Origin of the sequence: Mesorhizobium sp. IMUNJ 23232 (genome assembly GCF_044326205.1) — a bacterium.
In the GTDB taxonomy this organism is placed as follows: domain Bacteria; phylum Pseudomonadota; class Alphaproteobacteria; order Rhizobiales; family Rhizobiaceae; genus Kumtagia.
The window spans coordinates 23684-39058 of record NZ_JBIRCY010000066.1 but is presented as its reverse complement, the minus strand read 5'-3'; the positions used below and the strand labels follow the sequence as shown (position 1 = coordinate 39058).

Genomic DNA, 15375 nt, shown 5'->3' with positions numbered 1-15375 from the left:
CCCCCCCCCCCCCCCCCCCCCCCCCCCCCCCCCCCCCCCCCCCCCCCCCCCCCCCCCCCCCCCGACCCCGAATTCCGCCTGAAGAAGTGACAGAATGACCTCGCCAACCTATCGCATCGGTATCGACATAGGCGGCACCTTCACCGACATCGCACTGGTCGACGATGCCGGCACGGTCGACATCCGCAAGGTCGCCTCGACACCCGACGACTACAGCCGCGGCATCGCCGAGGGCCTCGACGCGCTGATCCGCGACCTCGGCATCGATCCCAAGGCGATCACCGGCATCGTGCATGCCACCACGGTGGCCACCAACACGATCCTCGAATTCAAGGGCGCGCGGACCGGCCTCGTCACCACGGCCGGTTTTCGCGATGTGCTGGAGTTGCGGCGGCTGCGCATCCCGGTCCTCTACGACCTGCAATACGACAAGCCGCCGCCGCTGGTGCCGCGCCGGCTGCGGCTGGAGGTGCGCGAGAGGCTGGGGCCGGACGGCAAGGTCCGTATTCCGTTGGATGAGGACGACGTGCTCGGCACCGCCGAGATCTTCCGGGCGCAGGGCGTCGAGGCCGTCGCCATCAGCTACCTGCACGCCTACGCCAACGCGGCGCACGAATTGCGCACCGAGGAGATCCTGCGCGATGTCCTGGGCGACGGCGTCTATATCTGCCGGGGCTCGGAAATCCTGCCCGAGATTCGCGAATACGAACGCACCTCGACGGCGGTGGTCAACGCCTATGTCGGCCCGGTCATCCGCAACTACGCGCAGGCACTCGCCGGCCGGCTGGCCGCGATCGGTGTGACGGCGCCGATCGAGATGATGCATTCGGGCGGTGGCATCATGCGGCTGGCGGCCTCCGTCAGGCGCGCCGCCTCGCTGGTCGAATCCGGTCCGGCGGCTGGCGTCATCGCCTGCGCGCGGCTGGTGCGAGGCGAGGGGCGGGGTGCCAACATCATCTCCTTCGACATGGGCGGCACCACCGCCAAGGCGGCGCTGATCGAAAACGGCGAGGCGGCGCGCACCGACGAATACGAGGTCGGCGCCGGCATCAACCTGTCCAGCAAGCTGGTCAAGGGCGGTGGCTACCCTATCAAGATGCCGTTCATCGATGTTTCGGAGATCGGCGCCGGCGGCGGCAGCCTGGTGGCGCTGGACGGGCTAGGCCGCGTCACGGTCGGCCCGGAGAGCGCCGGCGCCATGCCTGGCCCGGTGTGCTACGGACGCGGTGGCACCCGCGCCACGCTGACCGACGTGTTCGTGACGCTGGGCTACATCAACGATGCGACGCTGGCCGGCGGCTCGATCCGGGTCGACGCCGAGGCCGGCCGCGACGCGTTGCGCCGCCAGGTTGCGCAACCGCTCGGACAGGATCTCATGACGACGGCGCGCGGCGTGCTGACGCTGGCCGTCTCGACCATGACGCGCGCCGTAAAGGCTGTCTCCACCTACCGCGGGCGCGACCCGCGCGACTTCACCCTCGTCGCCTTCGGCGGCAATGGTCCGGTCGTCGCCGCCGACATCGCCGCCGCGCTCGGCATCCGCCGCATCGTGGTGCCGCTGGCGGCGGGCGTGTTCTCGGGTTTCGGCCTGCTGCGTTCCGACGTCGAGCAGGAATTCGTCCAGCCCGTGCTGGCGGATGCACGCTTGCTGCCGCCGGGGCGTCTGTCCTGCCTGAAGGCCGAATTGCGCGCCCGCGCGCTGCAGGCGCTGACCGCCGACGGTTATGACGCGGCGTCCGCCGATTTCCGCTTCAGCGCCGACCTGCGTTATTTCGGCCAGGCCTATGAACTCAATATCGCTGGGGATGCGGAGGCCGGTGTCGCCGCCTTGGTCGAAGGCTTCCATGCCGAGCACGAGCGCACCTACGGCCACCGCTCCGGCGGCGACCCTGTCCAGATCGTCAATGTTCGCATGCATGTGCGGGTGCCGATGGCGTCGAAGATCGCCCGGTTCGCGGCGACGCCCGCTTTCGAACGCCGCGACCGGCCGGTCGCCTTCGGCACGGAGCCTGTCCTGACGCCGGTGATCGGGCGCGACGCGCTGGACCGTAGGCCGCGCAAGGGGCCTTTCATCATCGAGGACTACGACTGCACCTGCGTGGTGCCGCCCATGGCGTCCGCCTGGCTGGACGCCGCCGGCAACATAGAGATCGAGGTGACCCTATGAGCCGCGTCGATCCGATCACGCTCGAAGTCATCCGCAACGGCTTGTCGTCCATCGCCGACGAGATGGCGCTGATCATCATGCGCAGCGCCTATTCGCCGGTGGTCCGCGACATCATGGACTACTCCACCGGCCTTTGCGACCCGCAGGGCCGCATCATCGCCCAGGGGCTGACGCTGCCCATCCAGCTCTGCTCCTTTCCGCGCGTGATGCGCTTCCTGAAGGAGCGGTTCGGCGGCGACATGGCGCCGGGCGACATCTTCATCACCAACGATCCTTATGGGTCGGGCGGACAGCATCTGCCGGATGTCTATGTGCTGAAGCCGATCTTCCATCAGGGCGCACTCGCCGGCTTCGCCGCCACGGTGGCGCACCATACCGACCTCGGCGGCATCGTGCCGGGCAGCGTGGCGATCTACGCCACCGAGATCCAGCAGGAAGGCCTGCGTATCCCGTTGATGAAGCTGCACGAGGCGGGCCGGCCAAACGCTTCGCTGCTGGCGTTGATCGAGTCCAATACTCGCCAGCCGGTCGAGGTGCTCGGCGACCTGCGCGCGCAGATCGCCGCCTGCACCATCGCCGAAAGGGGCCTGGCCGCGCTTGTCGAGCGCTACGGCGCCGGCTTCCCGGCCTATGTCGAGGCGTTGCACGACCATGCCGAGGCGATGATGCGCGAGACCATCCGCGAACTGCCGAACGGTGTCTATGTCGGCGAGGATTTTCTTGACGGGCTGGGCGAGAATCCCACGCCGATCCGTATCCGGGCCACCGTCACGATAGCCGACGATACGATCGACATCGATTTTTCCGGCACGTCCGACCAGGTTGCGGCCAGCATCAACTGTCCGATTTCCCTGCCGGAATCGGCGGCCTTCACCGCGATCCGCTGTCTGTCGCACAGGGATATCCCGAACTGCGACGGTTATCTCAAACCCATCACCGTGCGCGCGCCGGAGGGCTGCCTGCTCAATCCGGTCTTCCCCGCAGCCTGCGGCGCGCGCGGCGTCGTCGGCTACCGCGTGTTCGACACGATCATGCAGGCTTTGGCGAAGGTCGTGCCGGAACGCGCCATCGCCGGCTCGGAGGGCGGGCCTTACCTGATGGCGGCGGGCGGCACCTATCAGGGCAGGCAGTTCGTGCTCAACGAGATGCTGGTCGGCACATGGGGCGCGCGCGCCGACCGCGACGGCATAGAAGGTATCTCCAATCCCGCCGCCAACATCTCCAACCAGCCGATCGAGATGATCGAGGCCGAGATGCCGGTGGAGGTCGTGCGCTACGGTTTCGTCGCGGATTCGGGTGGTCCCGGCCGCAACCGCGGCGGTCTCGCTTTCGTCCGCGAGTTCCGTTTCCTTCAGGACATGGGGTTCAACCTGCGCGGTGACCGGCGCGATCATCCGCCCTTCGGCATAGAAGGCGGCAGCACGGGTGCGCCCTCGGCGCATGTCCTCATCTCATCGGATGGCGGCGAACACCTGCTGCCGGCGATGCCCATGCATGCCTTCACCGCCAGGGCCGGCGAGGTGTTCCGGCTGGTTGGAGCCGGTGGCGGCGGATTCGGCGATGCGTTCGCACGCGAACCGGCACGGGTCTTGGCCGATGTCGTCGAAGAAAAAGTTTCTGTTGCCGGCGCGGCGCGCGACTACGGCGTGGTGGTCGATCCTGCTACGCTGAGCATCGACCAGTCCGCGACGCGGGCGCTACGTGCCGGAGCCACACAGGGAGCGGCGGAATGAGCAACGGGGTTGCCGCGCTGAATGCGCCGCTTGTCGGCGCAGCGGGAAGCCGCGCCCGGCTAGAGACGCCGTCGCTGCTGCTTGACGCCACGGCGTTCGAAAAGAATGTCAGCGTTCTCGCGGAAATGGCGGCAGTGCGCGGAATGGGGCTTCGTCCCCACGCCAAGACACACAAATGCGCGGCAATCGCCAAGGCGCAACTTGAAGCCGGAGCGCTGGGGATTGCCTGCGCCAAGCCGGGTGAGTTGCTGGCGCTGTTCGAAGCCGGCGTAAATCCGCTGATGCTGACCGCGCCGGTGGCGAGCAGGCTGAAGATCGACCGGCTGGCTGCCGCCGCGGCGCGCGGCGCGGACATCGCGGTCGTGGTCGACCGCGCGCAATTGATTGCCGACTACGCCGCCTCGGCACGCGCCGCCAGCGCTACAATCTCCATACTGGTCGATTGCGATACCGGCCTTGGGCGCACCGGCGTGACGACGCCCGCCGAAGCGGTGGCCTTGGCGCGGATGATCGAGGCCGAAGAGGGCGTCACCTATGCCGGCGTGCAGGCCTATGCGGGCAATGTTCAGCATGTGCTCGGCTTTGAAGAACGTCGCGCCGCCAATCGCGTTGCGAATGAGCGGCTTCAGGCGATCGTCACTGCGCTAAAGGCTGCCGATCTGGCTCCCGGCATCATAACCGGCGGCGGTACGGGAAGTCACATGCTGGATTTCGAGGACCAGGTGCTGACGGAGGTGCAGGCCGGCTCCTACGTGTTCATGGACGAGGGCTACCGCCCGGTCGATCTGCACGGCGCCGGCGAAGAGGTTTTTCGGTTCGCACTGTTCGTTGCCGTGACCGTCATCGCCCACAGCGCGAATGGCGAGGCGATCACCGACGGCGGCACCAAGAGTTTCGCCATCGACGGACCGCCGCCCCGCGCCTTTCTTGACGGCGTGGAGATCGGCACGATTGCGTGGGCCGGCGATGAATTCGGCCGGCTGAAGACGCATGACGGGCATGCCCCGCCGCCGGCCGGCGCGCGGCTCGAATGCACCGTGCCGCATTGCGACCCGACCGCCAACCTGTACGACGTGGTTCATCTCGTGCGCGACGACGTGCTGGAGGCCATCTGGCCGATCGAGGGACGGGGTCTTTCCGATTGAACGATATCGTTGCAATAGTCGCCGCTCGACAAGCGTCGTGTAAGTGAAAATGCAGATCGAGGTTGAGCCATGGCACCGCCGAACTTCTCCGGCAGAAAGGCAATCGTCACCGGCGCCGGCAAGGGCATCGGCCGCGAGACGGCGCGCCTGCTCGCCGAACAGGGCGCCGAGGTAGTTGCGATCTCGCGCACACAGTCCGACCTCGACAGCCTCGCCGCCGAGACCGGCTGCGCGACGATCCGTGCCGAACTCGCGGACCCTGGGCAGGCGCGCGCCGCCGCCAGGCAGGCGCTCCCCGCCGACTTTCTCGTGAACTGCGCCGGCATCAACATCCTCGAGAAGTTCGTTGACGTCGCGGTCGAAAGCTTCGATGAGGTCTATGCGGTCAACACGCGCGCGGCGATGATCCTCGCACAGGAGTTCGCTCGCGAACGCATCGCCTCGGGGCGTCCGGGCGCCATCGTTAACGTGTCGAGCATCTCCTCCTTCATAGGCTTCGCCGATCACGCCTCGTATTGTGCATCCAAGGGTGCGCTCGACGCAATGAGCCGCGTCATGGCCAATGAACTCGGCGTCCACGGCATCCGGGTCAACTGCATCAATCCGATCGTGACGATGACCGAGCTTGCGGCGCGCGCCTGGAGCGATCCGGAGAAGTCCGAGCCGGTCCTGTCGCGGATTCCCCTGCGCCGGTTCGCCGAGGTCGCCGACATCGCGGCAACGATCGCCTTCCTGCTTTCCGACGAGAGCCGCATGATCAACGGCCTCGCCATTCCCGTCGACGGCGGCTTCATGGCACGCTGAGCGGCCCTCGCTATGCCGCCAGCGCGGCCTCGATGGCGTTGACGAGGATATCGTCCTGCGGCGCTACATCGGACCCGAAGCGGCCGACGACACGCCCGTCCCTGCCGACCAGGAATTTTTCGAAGTTCCACATCACTTCGCCCTTGCCGCTGGCTTGCCCATGCGCCGCCAGGCGCTTGACAAGGTCGCTGCCGGGCTTGAACACCGCGTCCGGCATCGCGCCGGTGAGCCAGCGATAGAGAGGGTCCTGGTCCGGACCTTTGACCGCGATCTTGGCGAAGACCGGGAACTCGACGCCATAGGTCAACCGGCAGAAATCCTGGATTTCCGCGTCGGTGCCAGGCTCCTGGCCGGCAAATTCGTTCGCGGGAAAGCCGAGCACGGTGAAGCCGCGGTCGCGATAATTGCGGTAGAGCGCTTCCAGCCCGTCATATTGCGGTGTGAACCCGCATTTCGAGGCGACGTTGACGATCAAAAGCACCTTGCCGGCATAGGCGTTCAAGTCGGTGGACGAACCGTCGGCCTGCCGGATCGGAATTTCACGCGGGGAACTGGTCATGGGATCGGTCCTTCATCAAGCGGCTTGGGTATCGTGCACGCCGATGCTGGAACACGCCGGCGGTGCCGCCGTCAACTGTCGAGCAATGCCTGCTCGGGCAGTCCGAGCGCATGGGCGATGCGCCTGAGCTTGCCGGGATCGGCGTCGGTGCCGGCTTCCATCGCCAAAATTTCGGCGTTCGCCAGCCCGCAGGTCAACGCCAGTTCCTCGACGCTGTAGCCCACCGATTCGCGTATCGCCCTGACGATGTTGGTTCCCGCCATGACCGCGGCGGCGACGACCTCGGGGAGCGTATGGTCCTTTGCAGTGCTCGACATGGGCATCTCCATTTTCTGCGTTGGTTCTAGAGGCAATCCGGCCGGAGGCTGTGTCAGCCGTTCGCCGTGCGGGCGAGCCTGGATGGCTGCCGTGTGGCGTCGGCTCCGGCGGCCTCGGCGATAAGCTCGAAGGAACGTAGCCGCTTCTGGTGGTCGTAGACATCGGAGACGACGATCAATTCATCGGCACCGGTCTCCTCGACAAGCGCGTCGATGCCGGCGCGAACCGTGTCGGGCGCCCCGACGATGGAGCGTTCGAGCATGCGCATCGCCTGCGCCTTTTCCATCGGCGACCAGAAGGTCTCGATATCGTCGATTGGCGGCTGGCTCAGGCCGCGCGCGCCGCGGAAAATGCTGGCGAAGGACATCTGCTGCGTGGTCGCCAGCCGGCGCGCCTCGGCGTCGGTTTCGGCGGCGATGATGTTGACGCCAACCATTGCATAGGGCCGGTCGAGCTGCTCCGAGGGCTTGAAGCGGCTGCGGTAGATCTGCAGTGCCGGGATGAGCAGTTCGGGCGCGAAATGCGAGGCGAACGCATAGGGCAGGCCGAGTTCGGCCGCTAGCATGGCTCCGAAATTGCTCGATCCAAGAATCCACAACGGCACCTCCGTTCCCGCCGCCGGCACCGCGTGGATGCGCTGGTTCGGACCGGCCGGAGCGAGGAACGCCTGCAGTTCAAGAACGTCCTGCGGAAAATTGTCGGCGTTTTCGGGCGTGCGGCGCAGTGCGCGCAGCGTCATCTGATCAGTGCCTGGCGCGCGCCCGAGACCGAGGTCGATGCGGCCCGGAAACAGCCGCGCCAGTGTGCCGAACTGCTCGGCGATGACATAGGGCGCATGGTTGGGCAGCATGATGCCGCCGGCGCCGACCCGGATGGTCTTCGAGCCGGCCGCGATATGGGCGAGCACGATCGAGGTCGCCGCGCTCGCGATGCCCGGCATGTTGTGATGCTCCGCCACCCAGATGCGGCGATAGCCCCAGTTCTCGGCATGGCCGGCTAGGTCGCGGGCATTGTCGAGCGCGCCACGCGCATCGGTCTCCTCGGTGACGCGAACAAGTTCGAGGATCGACAAGGTGGTCATCGGCTGCTCCCGGAAAGGTCGTTCGCCGGCAGAAAGAAAGTCCCAGCCGGATCGTTTCAGAAAGAAACGGAGACTTCCTCCATTTCTCTTGACGCTATATGGAGGCTGCCTCCATATTCTGTCAATGCAAACCGCTGCCGTGAGCGCCGCATGAATATCGATGTCATGAATGCCGATGTCCCTGGCGAGGAGGAGCCGGACCTGCGCGCCGACGCGCGGCGCAATCGCGGCCGTATTCTCGAGACCGCCATTCGCCATTTCACCACGCACGGCGTCGGCGCATCGCTGGAAGAGGTGGCGCGGGAAGCCGGCGTCGGCGCCGGCACGCTCTACCGGCATTTTCCATCGCGCGAAGCCCTGCTGGCCGCCGCGCTGCGGAGCAGGCAGACCGAACTGCTGGCGGTGTCGCGCGAGGCTCGCGATATCGCCGACGCGGATACGGCGCTGCGGACATGGCTGGAGGCGCTGCAGGACTATTTGCGGACCTTCAACGGGTTGCCGGCGCCGGTGCTCGCGGCGGTCAAGGAACATGGCTCGCCGCTTGCGTTCTCCTGCGACACGCTGGTTTCGATAACCGGCGAGTTTTTGGCGCGAGCGCAAATCGATGGCCATGCGCGGCATTCGGTGACAGCCAATGACCTGTTCCTGGGCGCGCTGGGGATAGCCTGGGTGCTGAACCGCGCCCAGACCTGCGGCACCAGCGCCGGTTCGCTGAACGAGATGCTGGCGCATGGTTATCTCGACCACGGCCGGGGCAGCGCCGGCAAGGCCGGTTGACGGCGACACATTCCGATCGGGAAGGATTTGGGCATGGCTGCAAAGCGTTTTCGGGTTGGCATCGTCGGCTTGCAGCCGGGCCGAAGCTGGGCGTCGCGCGCGCATGTCCCGGCGTTGCGTGCGCTGGCGGATGATTTCGAGATTGCCGGCGTCGCCAACACCAGCCAGGCCAGCGCCGAGGCGGCGGCAAGCGCTGCCGGCATTCCGCGAGCCTTTGCCGATGTCGCCGAATTGGTCGCCTCGCCGGATGTCGATATCGTCGCTGTTACGGTCAAGGTGCCGCATCACTTTGAACTGGTGAAGGCGGCGGTCGGCGCGGGCAAGCACGTCTATTGCGAATGGCCGCTCGGCAACGGACTGGCCGAGGCCGAGGAGATGGCGGCTCTGGCAAAAGCCAGGGGAGTCCTCGGCGTGGTGGGCACCCAGGCGCGGGTCGCGCCGGAGATCGAGTATCTGCGCAAGCTGATCGCCGACGGCTTCGTCGGCGAGGTGCTGTCGACCACGCTGACCGCCCGGGGCCGCGGCTGGGGCGCTGCCATCGACAGCCAGGCGATCGGTGCCTATATGCTCGACCGCGCCAATGGCGCTACGATGCTGACGATCCCGCTCGGCCATACGCTCGCGGCATTCCGCGGCGTGCTGGGCGATGTCGCCGAATTGTCGGCGGTGCTGGCAAACCGGCGCAAGTCGGTGATCGCGCTCGATACCGGCGCGACGCTGCCGATGAATTCGCCCGACCAGGTGCTGGTGAGCGGCTTGCTTGCAAGCGGCGCGCCGGTCTCCATTCACTACCGCGGCGGCCAGCCGCGCGGCGGCGTCGGCCTCGTCTGGGAGATCAACGGAACCGCAGGCGACATCCGCCTCACCGGCCCGTCCGGCCACGCTCAGATGATCCCGCTTTCGCTGGAAGGCGGACGGGGCGACGACCACGAGCTGCGGCCGCTGGAGATTCCCGCGTCCTATCGAGCCGGATTTCCCGAGGATGTCGTTCCCGGCAATGTCGCCCGCATCTATGCCAGGATGGCGGCCGACCTGCGCGATGGCACGCGCACTGCCCCATCCTTCGACGACGCGGTCGAGGTGCACTGCCTCATCGCCGCGATCGAGTCCGCGGCCGACAGCGGCCGCCGCGCTTCGCCCGGAACCTGGTGACCTGTATAATCGGCATATGATGCCGGTGCCATGTTGAAAATCGACCGGGCACGGTTCGCCACGAAAATGATCCGGCAGGGCTCGGCCGGCGGAAAACTGAACTGGTCCGGTCAAAAGGAGTAATTTCATGACAACCGACGTCGCCGTCATCGCCGGAGCAGGTCCGGGCTTGAGCGCATCGCTGGCGCGGCTGCTTTCCCGCGAGGGATTCCGCGTGGTCCTCGCCGCGCGCAATGTCGACAAGCTTGGCCCGCTGCTGGCCGAGACCGGCGCCCAGGCCGTCGCCACCGACGTCTCCGACGCCGTGTCGGTCGCGAACCTGTTCGATGTCGCCGACAGCGCCGGATCGCTGGCGCTCGCAGTGTTCAATGCCGGTGTCCGTGCCCGCGGCAGCATTGCCGATCTGGATGCCGAAGAAGTGAAAAAGGCGCTGCTCATCGGCGCCTATGGCGGGTTCCTGGTGGGCCAGCAGGCCGCGCGCCGGCTGCTTGCCCGCGGCTCCGGCTCAATTCTGTTCACCGGCGCGACCGCCAGCGTAAAGGGTTTTCCGGGCTCGGCGGGCTTCGCCATGCCGAAATTCGGCCTGCGCGGGCTGGTCCAGTCGATGGCCCGCGAGCTTGCACCAAAGCACATCCATGTCGCGCATTTCATCATCGATGGCGGGATCGCTTCCGAGGCCACCGGCCGATCGGCCGTTTCCGATCCGCCGGATCGCTTTCTGTCTCCGGACGCCATCGCCGTAGCCTATCTGGCGATCCACCGCCAGCACCGCAGCGCCTGGACATGGGAACTCGAACTCAGGCCATGGGTCGAGACATTCTGATTTTCGGCGGACGCCTGCGGGCTCCGAATGGCACGGAGAAAACACCTCGACGGACGCCGGAGCATGCCGGCTCATAATGCCGCTCTAATAAACCGGGATCGGCGCTGCTCTCGAATTCATATGTGGCTGCGGACTATCTGATGAGGGTGTCCTTTTGGGTCGAAAAAGGCCGGGCGATGCCGTCCGGCCGCGGCCCGTGTGAAAGCAGCGACCTGCAATGTACAAAACACCAACCCGATTCCGGCTGTCTCCGCGCGTCGGCCGAAGCATGCCGACCGAATATTTCGTCCTCGCAAACCTTCGGCCAGAAGGCACCGTCATCGGCCATTTCGCCGGCCAGCCGATCGCCGAAACGGTGATCGATGGAAACGGATTGCGATACCGCTATGCCGGCGTCGCACCGCGTGACGCGGATGGCCGCTTCGATGTCGAAGCGCTGCGTGCGGGCGAATGGATCGTCAAACCCGGTCTGGTCTACCTCATGGAGGAAGACGAGCGCCCACGGAAAAAGGCGTGAAACCTGCCTTTGGGCTATTGGATGCCAACCGCCGTCGCCCATCCGAATTCACAGTGCTTTCACCTGTGAATCGGATCGATCCATAGTACCTCTTCCGGTGCCTCCACCGGTTCGATGTCGAGATTGACGACTACCGGCTCCTGGCCTGACCGGACGAGAACACATTCCAGCGTCTCGTCGCGGCTGGCGTTGATCTCTTGGTGCGGCACGAAAGGCGGCACGTAGATGAAGTCGCCGGGGCCGGCTTCCGCGACGTATTCGAGACTCTCACCCCAGCGCATGCGCGCCTTGCCCTTCACCACATAGATGATGCTCTCCAGGTCGCCGTGATGATGGGCGCCGGTCTTGGCGTTGGCGTGGATGGTCACCGTGCCGGCCCAGATCTTTTCGGCACCCGCCCGCGCCTTGCTGATCGCCGTGGCGCGGTTCATGCCCGGCGTCTGGGCGGTGTTGGGGTCGAGCGAGTTGCCGGGGATGACTTTCACCCCGTTCTCGCGCCAGTCGATCGGCGCATGGTCGTGGTCATGGTCGTGATGATGGCCGTCGTGGCTGTGATCTTTGGTCAAGGTCGTCTCGTTTGTTTCTGCGCCGGTCGGGGCTTGCTAAGCGGCCGCTCGGGTCGCAATGGTCTGGACCGCCGCAATGATATCGCCCGGTTCGGTGCGCACAAGCCAGTCAGGGCTGACATCGGCAAACCGCACTGTGCCGGACTGATCGATGACGACCGCCGCCGGCATCGGCAGTTCCCAGGTTCCAGTTCCCGTCACCTCGCCGATCGGGCTGCCGCTCTCGATCGAAGCGCGGCGCGACGGTTCGTCGAAGGAATAGAGAATGCCGAAGCGGCGTCCCAATGCATTGTCCGTGTCGGTGGCGATCAGGAAATCCAGATGGTGGCGGTCCTTGATGTGCCGCAGTTTGTCCGGAGCCTGCGGGCTGACGCCGACCAGCATGGCGCCCAGCCGGCGCAGTTCGGGGGCGAGATGCTGGTCGTAATAGGGAAGGGCGATGTTGCAGGCGGGGCAGCCGGCGAAGCGAAAGAAGATCAGCACCAGCGGTCCATTCTTGAGGAGCGCCGCGAGCGACAGCCGACCCGCATCCACTTCCGTCAGTTCGAAAGGCTGAACCTGGTCACTGGCTTTCACGAAGGCCGAACGGTCGGCGGTCTCGACGAGCAGGCGCCGCTGATCGACATTGATCTTCAACTTATCGGCCGGCATCGTCTCGGCCCGCTTGGCCTGGAATTCCGCGAGGGTCTGGTTGAGCGATTGAACGCGTGCCATCGGTTTTTCTCCATCGGTGGGATTGGCCGCCGAAGCAGCATGGGCGATGGCCCGGCCATCGCGTCCTGATCAGGATAGGGACGCAAGGTCGCGACACGAGACAAAAAATTGCGCGAGAGATTTCACAGGGCAATGATTTGTCTAATTGCGGGCGCTGCGATGATCGCTTCGTCGCCGGGGTCGGCCCGGCGACGAAGCGATCATCGGTTTTCTGGATCGGCTTCCCTGTCAGGGCAGATCGCGATCCGGCCGCCAAGCCCATACGGACCGCGTCAAGCGCGTCGGAGCGAGAGCGTGCATGCCGCAATATGAGAATTGAGGGCAGGTCAGACTTTCACGAGCATCGCCGTCAGGTACATGAATGCCACTCCGACGGCCAATCCGGCCATCGTGGCCGGCGTCGTCAGGGCTCCGCGGCCTCTGCCGTCCGACCGCATCAGATAGGCGGTGACCTCGACGATGACCTGGAGGATGGCTCCCGCGCCGACGGCCAGTGCCAGCGCCGACCATTGCGGCGCATAGGCGAGGCTTCCGATCCACAGGCCGATGACGGCGGGCCCGCCCGCCAGCAGCGTCAGTCCGGCGAACGTCCAGAGCGGCGGTTGCACTTTAAGCATTGGCGCGGCGATGCCGATGCCCTCGGTGATGTTGTGGATCATGAAACCCAGCACCAGGAAGGTGCCCAGCCCGGCAGCGCCAGCCGCGAAGGCCGCGCCGATGGCCAGACCCTCGCCGAGATTGTGCAGGCCGATGCCGAGCGCGATGAAGGTGGCGAGTGCAAGCCCCGTCGGCACGCCCTCACGGCGCCCGGCCGCCATCAGCAGAAGGAAGCTTGCGACTGCCGCGAGCACGACCATCGCCTGTCCCTGGAACAGCGCCGCCGCCTCGCCGGCAAGTTCGAACGCCTCGGCGGTGGCGTCGACCAGGAGGAACGCGAGCAGGCCGACCGTCAGGGCGAGCAGGAAATTCATGCCGTCGCGGCCGACGCCGCGCAGCGCCGGATAGAACATCATTCCGATGGCGACGGGAACGAGCCCGACGAATATGCCAAGCACTGCCTGCGGCACCAGGCTTGTCGCGTCACGTGTCGGGGTCGGCACCGCCACCGCGATCTCGTGCCCGAACGTCGCGCCGGTATTGGTGACGATGTTGATGGCATGCGCTTCCCCCAGCACCCAGGGGAAGGGCAGGTGTATCCAGGCCGTGGCGCCGCGCGCGATCGGCCCGGCTGGCTCTTGTGTGAACTGCCAGTAGGCGTCGTCCACCTGGACCTGGGCGATGGTCATCGGCTCCGAGCCCCCGGCGCGGACGAGGACGCGGATGCCGTCGGATGAAAGAATCGTCCGCTCGAAGGTCAGGTTCTCGACCGGCGGAGCGCCGTTGCCGAAATTCCGAAGCGGGTCGGCAATCAGCAGCCAGGCGATCGCCAGGACAAGGGCTGCCAGCGGCAGGATCATCCACAAAAGCGCTCGGCGGGATTTTCCCGCGCGGAGAGGAGCCACATCGGCGGAAACGATCGGAGCGTTCATGCCAAAGCCTCGACGACGTCGAACATGCCCGACCAGCCCAGTTCGGTGAATTCCGACTGGTGAGGGTGGAACATGTAGAGGCCGGGTTCATGATCCTTGAAGCTGAATTCGATGATGCCGCGCTGCGCCTGGCACTGGGTGATGAGGTCGACCGTCTTGAGTGTCGGGGTCAGCGTGGTCCCCTGGTCGAAATAGTCGAAGAAATTGGCGTGCAGATGAAATGAGTTGATGGGGTCGAACTCGACGACGTTGACCAGGTAGATGCGGACGGGCCTGTCGCGGACCACCCGGATCGGCCGTTTCATATAGGCGTGCGCCACCGTGTTGACGGCATAGACTTCGTTCTCGTTGTCGAAGTTGGTGTCGAAGCCGTTCATCACCATGGCGAATTCCTGCCACTCGGCATTCTCCGGCGTGCCGAGCAGGCGGGAACGGGCGATGTCGGCCTGCTCAGGGTGCTTCTCCGGATCGGGATCGATGACGAACAGCCCGTACATGCCCTTCTGGATATGCCGTTTGAGCGGCAGCGCGTGGCAGTGGTAGAGATGGCAGCCGAACGGCCGCGCGTCGAATTCGTAGACGAATTCCTCGCCGGGGCCGATCAGCCCCGCTCCTGGCACTCCGTCCATCCGCGCCGCGTGGATGCCGTGGAAATGCATCGAGTGTGGGTGCGAGCCGGAATTCTTGAAAACGATGCGCAGCCTCTCGCCCTCGGTCGCCCTCAATGACGGCCCGGGGACGCGGCCGTTATACGTCCACGCCGGATACATGATGCCCGGCGCGATCTCGATCTCCTTGTCCACCGCCTCGACCTCGAAGGTGCGAAGCGTCCGGCCGTCGGCCAACGTGGAAACGACGCCCGCGTCCCAGTCGGTGAGGAGTTTTGTCGGATCGAAGCCGTTGCGGGCGTCATCGACATCCCCGACCGTGATCATCGCCCCATGGGCGGCGCTGTGGTCCGCAGCGGCTGTTGGATCGGCGGTCGGAGCCGATGCATGTCCCGAATGGTCCGATTGCGCCAGGGATGACCCGCTTGCGCAGATCACGCTTCCTCCCGCCGCGGAGACGCCACCCCAGAGCAGGCCGCGCCTGGTGATTTGAAACGGCGACCATTTTCCCATAGGAGAACCTGCTGTCTTTAGCACGATAAAAGAGAATAAGCACAACAAACGAAATATAGCAATGGCTATATGACCGATGGGTTGCGGTCCACAGGGGTCATCCGGGGTGGGTCGTCTTTCGCGCTCATGCCTTTGCCCACCTGGCCAAGCCGCTTCTGAGCGATGCGGACGAGATCAACGGGCTGGAAAGTGCCGGCGCGGCGGTTTCATGAATGGCTGCGCAGCAGGTACGATTTTCTAACGGACCGCGGACTTTCGAAACATCGGGGACTCCTTCTTCTTAAAATCTATAAATATTGTAGACATTGAAGCGTCGAAACACCCGAATGAGTGGTGTGCCGTACCCATCGATCTCGAAAAGCAACGCGA

15 protein-coding genes are annotated in these 15375 nt (G+C 65.6%); 8 read left to right on the top strand and 7 right to left on the bottom strand.

Annotated features, from left to right (window positions below; genetic code table 11):
- Positions 1-94 precede the first annotated feature (94 nt).
- The 4 genes from ACH196_RS31585 to ACH196_RS31570 all read left to right on the top strand — a co-directional run bounded on the left by ACH196_RS31585 (position 95) and on the right by ACH196_RS31570 (position 5849).
- Positions 95-2167, top strand: coding sequence for a hydantoinase/oxoprolinase family protein (locus ACH196_RS31585; protein ID WP_396650816.1), 2073 nt, complete (start codon positions 95-97; stop codon positions 2165-2167).
- On the top strand, positions 2164-3900 hold the full coding sequence (locus ACH196_RS31580) for a hydantoinase B/oxoprolinase family protein (RefSeq protein ID WP_396650815.1): 1737 nt from the start codon (positions 2164-2166) through the stop codon (positions 3898-3900). Before ACH196_RS31585 ends, ACH196_RS31580 begins: the two co-directional genes overlap by 4 nt.
- Positions 3897-5045: an alanine racemase gene (locus ACH196_RS31575; protein ID WP_396650814.1), complete on the top strand. Its 1149-nt coding sequence runs from the start codon at positions 3897-3899 to the stop codon at positions 5043-5045. The genes ACH196_RS31580 and ACH196_RS31575 overlap by 4 nt, the downstream gene beginning before the upstream one ends.
- A gap of 69 nt (positions 5046-5114) precedes the next feature.
- The gene (locus ACH196_RS31570; protein WP_396650813.1) at positions 5115-5849 is read left to right on the top strand and encodes an SDR family oxidoreductase; all 735 of its coding nucleotides are present in this window, start codon (positions 5115-5117) and stop codon (positions 5847-5849) included.
- A 10-nt stretch (positions 5850-5859) separates the two neighbouring features.
- Here ACH196_RS31570 and ACH196_RS31565 read toward each other — a convergent pair whose 3' ends face one another.
- The 3 genes from ACH196_RS31565 to ACH196_RS31555 form a co-directional block, all read right to left on the bottom strand.
- On the bottom strand, positions 5860-6408 hold the full coding sequence (locus ACH196_RS31565; RefSeq protein WP_396650812.1) for a glutathione peroxidase: 549 nt from the start codon (positions 6406-6408) through the stop codon (positions 5860-5862).
- A 71-nt stretch (positions 6409-6479) separates the two neighbouring features.
- Complete coding sequence (locus ACH196_RS31560) at positions 6480-6725, bottom strand: helix-turn-helix transcriptional regulator (protein ID WP_396650811.1); 246 nt, start codon at positions 6723-6725, stop codon at positions 6480-6482.
- 53 nt (positions 6726-6778) lie between these two features.
- Positions 6779-7807: an LLM class flavin-dependent oxidoreductase gene (locus ACH196_RS31555; protein WP_396650810.1), complete on the bottom strand. Its 1029-nt coding sequence runs from the start codon at positions 7805-7807 to the stop codon at positions 6779-6781.
- A 150-nt stretch (positions 7808-7957) separates the two neighbouring features.
- On the opposite strand from ACH196_RS31555, the gene ACH196_RS31550 reads away from it, so the two are divergent.
- The 4 genes from ACH196_RS31550 to ACH196_RS31535 all read left to right on the top strand — a co-directional run bounded on the left by ACH196_RS31550 (position 7958) and on the right by ACH196_RS31535 (position 11076).
- Positions 7958-8584 (top strand): TetR/AcrR family transcriptional regulator, encoded by a 627-nt coding sequence (locus ACH196_RS31550; RefSeq protein ID WP_396650809.1) that lies wholly within the window; start codon positions 7958-7960, stop codon positions 8582-8584.
- 33 nt (positions 8585-8617) lie between these two features.
- Positions 8618-9736: a Gfo/Idh/MocA family protein gene (locus ACH196_RS31545; protein ID WP_396650808.1), complete on the top strand. Its 1119-nt coding sequence runs from the start codon at positions 8618-8620 to the stop codon at positions 9734-9736.
- A 127-nt stretch (positions 9737-9863) separates the two neighbouring features.
- On the top strand, positions 9864-10559 hold the full coding sequence (locus ACH196_RS31540) for an SDR family NAD(P)-dependent oxidoreductase (protein ID WP_396650807.1): 696 nt from the start codon (positions 9864-9866) through the stop codon (positions 10557-10559).
- A 268-nt stretch (positions 10560-10827) separates the two neighbouring features.
- Entirely contained in the window at positions 10828-11076 is a 249-nt protein-coding gene (locus tag ACH196_RS31535) for a hypothetical protein (RefSeq protein WP_396650806.1), read from the top strand.
- A 59-nt stretch (positions 11077-11135) separates the two neighbouring features.
- Here ACH196_RS31535 and ACH196_RS31530 read toward each other — a convergent pair whose 3' ends face one another.
- From ACH196_RS31530 to ACH196_RS31515, 4 genes are all read right to left on the bottom strand, one after another.
- A complete protein-coding gene (locus ACH196_RS31530; RefSeq protein ID WP_396650805.1) occupies positions 11136-11642 on the bottom strand; it encodes a cupin domain-containing protein in 507 nt (168 codons plus the stop codon).
- A gap of 36 nt (positions 11643-11678) precedes the next feature.
- The gene (locus tag ACH196_RS31525; protein ID WP_396650804.1) at positions 11679-12356 is read right to left on the bottom strand and encodes a peroxiredoxin-like family protein; all 678 of its coding nucleotides are present in this window, start codon (positions 12354-12356) and stop codon (positions 11679-11681) included.
- A 326-nt stretch (positions 12357-12682) separates the two neighbouring features.
- The gene (locus tag ACH196_RS31520; protein ID WP_396650803.1) at positions 12683-13885 is read right to left on the bottom strand and encodes a ZIP family metal transporter; all 1203 of its coding nucleotides are present in this window, start codon (positions 13883-13885) and stop codon (positions 12683-12685) included.
- A complete protein-coding gene (locus tag ACH196_RS31515; RefSeq protein ID WP_396650802.1) occupies positions 13882-15006 on the bottom strand; it encodes a multicopper oxidase domain-containing protein in 1125 nt (374 codons plus the stop codon). Before ACH196_RS31515 ends, ACH196_RS31520 begins: the two co-directional genes overlap by 4 nt.
- Positions 15007-15375 lie beyond the last annotated feature (369 nt).

Coding starts and splice junctions, on each gene's coding strand:
- ACH196_RS31515 (WP_396650802.1), bottom strand. CDS start 15,006: ATGGGAAAATGGTCGCCGTTTCAAATCACCAGGCGCGGCCTGCTCTGG.
- ACH196_RS31580 (WP_396650815.1), top strand. CDS start 2,164: ATGAGCCGCGTCGATCCGATCACGCTCGAAGTCATCCGCAACGGCTTG.
- ACH196_RS31555 (WP_396650810.1), bottom strand. CDS start 7,807: ATGACCACCTTGTCGATCCTCGAACTTGTTCGCGTCACCGAGGAGACC.
- ACH196_RS31535 (WP_396650806.1), top strand. CDS start 10,828: ATGCCGACCGAATATTTCGTCCTCGCAAACCTTCGGCCAGAAGGCACC.
- ACH196_RS31550 (WP_396650809.1), top strand. CDS start 7,958: ATGAATATCGATGTCATGAATGCCGATGTCCCTGGCGAGGAGGAGCCG.
- ACH196_RS31570 (WP_396650813.1), top strand. CDS start 5,115: ATGGCACCGCCGAACTTCTCCGGCAGAAAGGCAATCGTCACCGGCGCC.
- ACH196_RS31565 (WP_396650812.1), bottom strand. CDS start 6,408: ATGACCAGTTCCCCGCGTGAAATTCCGATCCGGCAGGCCGACGGTTCG.
- ACH196_RS31585 (WP_396650816.1), top strand. CDS start 95: ATGACCTCGCCAACCTATCGCATCGGTATCGACATAGGCGGCACCTTC.
- ACH196_RS31520 (WP_396650803.1), bottom strand. CDS start 13,885: ATGAACGCTCCGATCGTTTCCGCCGATGTGGCTCCTCTCCGCGCGGGA.
- ACH196_RS31525 (WP_396650804.1), bottom strand. CDS start 12,356: ATGGCACGCGTTCAATCGCTCAACCAGACCCTCGCGGAATTCCAGGCC.
- ACH196_RS31575 (WP_396650814.1), top strand. CDS start 3,897: ATGAGCAACGGGGTTGCCGCGCTGAATGCGCCGCTTGTCGGCGCAGCG.
- ACH196_RS31540 (WP_396650807.1), top strand. CDS start 9,864: ATGACAACCGACGTCGCCGTCATCGCCGGAGCAGGTCCGGGCTTGAGC.
- ACH196_RS31545 (WP_396650808.1), top strand. CDS start 8,618: ATGGCTGCAAAGCGTTTTCGGGTTGGCATCGTCGGCTTGCAGCCGGGC.
- ACH196_RS31560 (WP_396650811.1), bottom strand. CDS start 6,725: ATGTCGAGCACTGCAAAGGACCATACGCTCCCCGAGGTCGTCGCCGCC.